Source organism: Clostridium sp. UBA6640, assembly GCF_002455975.1.
Classification (GTDB): domain Bacteria; phylum Bacillota; class Clostridia; order Clostridiales; family Clostridiaceae; genus Clostridium_J.
On sequence record NZ_DKLM01000067.1, the window covers coordinates 1 to 4840 of the forward strand.

A 4840-nucleotide genomic window follows, 5' to 3' on the forward strand; every position below is an offset into this window, starting at 1 on the left:
GCCTTTTGTTCTGCATCATTGACATCTACAAAGCCTGCTGCCGATCCTAAACTCATGTTTATAACGTCTGCACCTAGTAATACTGAATCCTCTATCGCTGCAACAACATCATCTGTAAAAGCACCTGGACGTGGTCCATTAGAAAATGCTTTCATTGCTAACAGTTGTGCTTCTGGGGCTACCCCTTGTATTCCTTCCATCTTTTTCATATCCTCATCACTGGCATTAGCTGCTACAATTCCAGCAACATGCATACCATGCATTGAAGCATCATATTGAGTATCTATAATTTGCTCATTATCATCTGAATAATTAAATCCAAATGGAACTTTATCAGTATAATATCCTTTCACAGCTGTTTTATCTAGCCAACTTTGTCCTGCTTCTAATGCACCTGATTTCACTAATTCTTTAACTTTTGATGCATTCAATTTGTTTTTTGATGGATCTTTAGGTTCTCTCATGTCTTTATGTGTATAATCTATACCAGTATCTATTATGGAAACTACTGTTCCCTCTCCTTTATATCCATAGTTACTCCATTCAGTATAAACCTGAGTAAGATCTTTAGCATTAGTCATGTCTAAATAATAAATATTAGCTTCTTTAACGCTAACTACACCGGATATCTTCTTTAATGAATTCATCTCTTTTCTCTTTAAATCCATACTAAATCCGTTTATTAGTGTTCCATAACTATGCCTTATTTTAGCACCTTGTAAGTTAGTAGCTTTTGCTTGTATGCTTTTAATATCATTTTTTATTCTATTGACATCTTGAATATTTATTTTTCCTCCATCAGTAGACATATCTACTGCAGATTTTCCTTCTACTTCAACTATAACTCTTACTACCTCTTCTTGATCTTGCTCTTTTAAATCCACCTTTTCAAATTTCATATCTTTTATTATGCTATTTATATCATCTTTTTCATTTAAAGTTTTTTCATTTATTGAGATATTCTTCTCATTATTTATATTGGGTTCAACCCTTCCATAAGCTTTAGCCCCGCTTGCAGATGAAAAAATAACCATAGCTGATGTAACAATACTTAACGTTCTAATTTTTTTGCTGACCATAAAACCCCTCCTCAAAATAGAATAAATGTAAATATAATACTTCAATTTTATTTTATAGATAGACTAATTTCAACTATAAAATAAATATTATTCCATTTTAAGTTAAAATTTACAAATAGTTAAGAATATCCAATAAAAATTTACAAATATTTAAAAATTAGTTAGATAAATTAAAATTCTGTTACAAATATAAAATTTGTATTAAATTATTACGTATTAAGTTCAGAAATTAAAAATTGATTAGCTGTAGTGGCGAACAGTATTCGCCACTACAATAAAGCACTAGCAAATGTAGCTTCTCCATAGTACTAGTTAAATTTATTAATATTGTTCCGACCTATACTGCACCTCAGGGGAACCCTAAAGGGCTTCACTACTGTTCCCCAGAGGTGGAGAACTAGCAATTATATTGCTAGTTAAAAAATCTATTAAAGAAATTATTTTGCCAAAAAATAATTTCAACCTTAATTGTGAATTGTGAATTGTGCATTATTTTAGTTGTGAATTGAAATATTTAATTATGTAGTTATGACTTATATATTAAATTTTTAGATGGTTTATCTATAGCTAAACAAAATATACCCTTTTAGCAGATACTGTTTTTTTATCTTGTATCTACTAAAAGGGTATACTCAATTTATATTTTATTTACTCACTGTTGGTCCTTCATAATCTGATATTCCGTCTCTTAAATTATAAAGATTACTGAACCCTTCTTCTTCCATTAAGTTACAAGCTACACTGCTTTTTTTCCCAGATTTACAATAAACAAGAATTGGTCTATCTTTATAATCTTCTAATTCATAAAACTCTTCCTCTAATTCGTCTACAGGAATATTTATGGCATTAGAAATTCTACTTTCCTCAAATTCGTTAGCACTTCTAACATCTAAAATTAGTAATTCATCATTTTCTTCTATTAGGTTTTCCGCTTGTTCATTATTAATATACTTTATGTTGCTCATATTCTCTTACCTCACTTAATTTATAATAGGTTATTATATGTAATTATTCTCTTGAATATTTATTTTTTCAATATATTGTTTTTTATCTATTTCTTTTTTCGATCTCTGAATGAACTTATCTGAAAATACTTTTTCTTTCACTGAAGCTCTTACAAGTTCAATTAACTCTAATTATGTTACATTAAGACTTCTTAGAATATATCTATTATCTGCTCTTATGGTATCTTTATACAGTGAAAATCTTATTTCCTTCCTCCTCCTAGCCTTAACATATATTTTTTCAATACAATAGATATACTCTTTACCCCTTAGTTTTCCTTATTTCATTATTTCTTTTCCCTTTAAACTAAAAAGAGCTTATAACTATTTAATATAGATATAAGCTCTCTAATCACTATAATAATATATGTTTATTTTTAATATTGATAATCAATATTAAATTCACTATTTATAAATATATTTTCTTCTAATACCTGAATAGTCATTTCAGCGGCCCTTATCTTATCTGCTCCTAAAAATAAGTAAACAATATCTATATCTAACCTATTTACTACTATTATAATACTTAGTATTTTGATTGTTCCTCAGATTTTCATTTGAACGGATCTTATATAAATACAAAATAATATTTATTAACTTCTTCTAATAAGTTATCCCACCATATATTTATAATAATACAAATTAAGAGCTACAAAAGTTGCACTCCGAATTCTTGCTTTCTTTTAAGTTCTTTATAAAAATCATATTATGCTTTTAAATTCTATACCTAATATCTACTTCATCTGATTTAAAGTATATCTATCTTTTAAAATCATAAATATTCTATCATTTTCCTTAATGGAACACTCATTAGAATAAAGACATTTATTGCAATTCCAACATGAAATCGATCCAAAATTATCTATCACCTTATTATTGTCATAGAAATTATCAACAACATCCTTTATTATTTCTGTTGAATAAAATTTCTCTAATAATTCTATGTTTTCATTTAAATTAAACTTAGATGCCTTATTACCAATAAAGTCTCTAACACATCTATAATATGTGTAATTATAAGTATCTAGTACAGGATTATTTAATCTTTTTATAAATTTATCTATATAGTTAAAGCTATTTTCAAATTCTCCATTTTTATAACATACAACACACTTCAATAACTCTACATCAGAGTAATACCAATTAAAGTTATTTATCATATTTAAATTTAATATTCTTGGAATTGATAACTTATTTTTTATATCTAAACTATCTAATGTATCTATTAGATATCTACATTCATTAGAGTTTAAACTATTAATATTTCTTAAGTATTTTTTTATTCCAATAAAATTAATATAATTATCTAAAGCTTCAATATCGTCTATTGATTCAACTTCACTAAAACCTGGAACAATTACATGATAACTAGGAAATCCTAAGAATGAAACATCTCTTACAAAAACACTATATTCCTCTTTTTCTAAAATATCTAAAAGATATTTTAACATATCTGAATTTTTATCACTATCTAAGCTTAAAAATTCATTAAATTCATAACTATAATTACTTGAAAACAGCTCCTTATGGTAGACTCCTGAGCCATTTACTAATATTCCAATCATATTGTTATGAAGATTTTCAATTTTAGGAATAGAAGAAAACTCTGTAACGCCTTTAAGCATTTTTGCATGTTGACCTTGCAATAATTCCGTAAGTGTTCTTTGCAAAGCTATTTCGAACTTAGGGTGAGCTCCAAATTTCACAAAATACGTTTGATTAAATCTATTAATAATTATTACCCCTATTACTGGGTAACCTTTTCCTAATGAGCAATCTTTAACTATAACTTCATAATTTCCTGACTCTTCTAGATCATCTATCATCTTATTAATTAATGGATATCTAGCTATATAATTTTTAGGAATATCAGGTGGTATAATATTTTCCATTAATATTTTTCGATTTACATATCTTTCAAAAATTTCTGATAGCCCTTGAACTAAAGCCTCTTCCCTTGTATTACCCGCACACATTCCATTGGACATATACATTTTAGACACCATCTTTATTGGTATATATGATTTCCTTTTACTATATATATTATCATATGGAATACATATAAAATCCTCATCAAAGTCTTCATAGGCTATTTGCATCCACTTTTTTATTAAACTTTTTTTATCAATCTCTTTTTTTATTAATTTATCTTGGATTTTGAACCATTCATTATCAAACTTTAATATTTTGTCTAATGACATTTCCTTTTCATCAGGACAATAATAGAAGCCTTTATATTTAAGAGCTTTTGGACTTACATCAACAGATAATTTGAAAAATGCTTGGTTTTGAAGTCGTTCCATTAACTCTCCATAGGCACTTGCTAGCGCATATGATGGACTTATTCCTTTACCATTAGTACTCAGATTAGTATTGTTAATCCTTATAGTAACTGAGTAATAATTTTCAAGTGAATTATTCCAATTGCTTTCAGATGTATTTATTCCAATTTCATTTAATATATTTTTTATATTAGATATAGTTATATCAGGATTATTATCTTTTAAATTTATATCTTTGTATCTAATCATCATTTTACCTCGATATTTAATTCTCAAAATATTAGCTGTTCCTATAAATCAATTAGGGTCATCTATACAAGGGACTTATACAATCCCTTGTAATATATATTACCTTAATATAGTCTTTCTGTATCTTTTTTCTTAATCTCTTCCATCTCTGGCATTGCTTCCATACTATGCATGCCTTGCATTGCTTTCATACCTTGCATACATTGCATTCCATCCATGCCTTGCA

The 4840-nt window shown here is 27.2% G+C and carries 3 protein-coding genes; all 3 read right to left on the reverse strand.

Features of this window, described 5'->3' with window-relative positions; all coding sequences use genetic code 11:
• Positions 1 to 1079, reverse strand: a 1079-nt coding sequence (locus B2W91_RS07060; RefSeq protein ID WP_291579690.1) for a S8 family serine peptidase, incomplete at its 3' end; no start/stop codon positions are given.
• Between the two features lie 644 nt (positions 1080 to 1723).
• Positions 1724 to 2044, reverse strand: a complete 321-nt coding sequence (locus B2W91_RS07065) for a rhodanese-like domain-containing protein (protein ID WP_291579691.1) — start codon at positions 2042 to 2044, stop codon at positions 1724 to 1726.
• A 773-nt stretch (positions 2045 to 2817) separates the two neighbouring features.
• Complete coding sequence (locus B2W91_RS07070) at positions 2818 to 4614, reverse strand: YcaO-like family protein (RefSeq protein ID WP_291579692.1); 1797 nt, start codon at positions 4612 to 4614, stop codon at positions 2818 to 2820.
• Between the last annotated feature and the right edge of the window lie 226 nt (positions 4615 to 4840).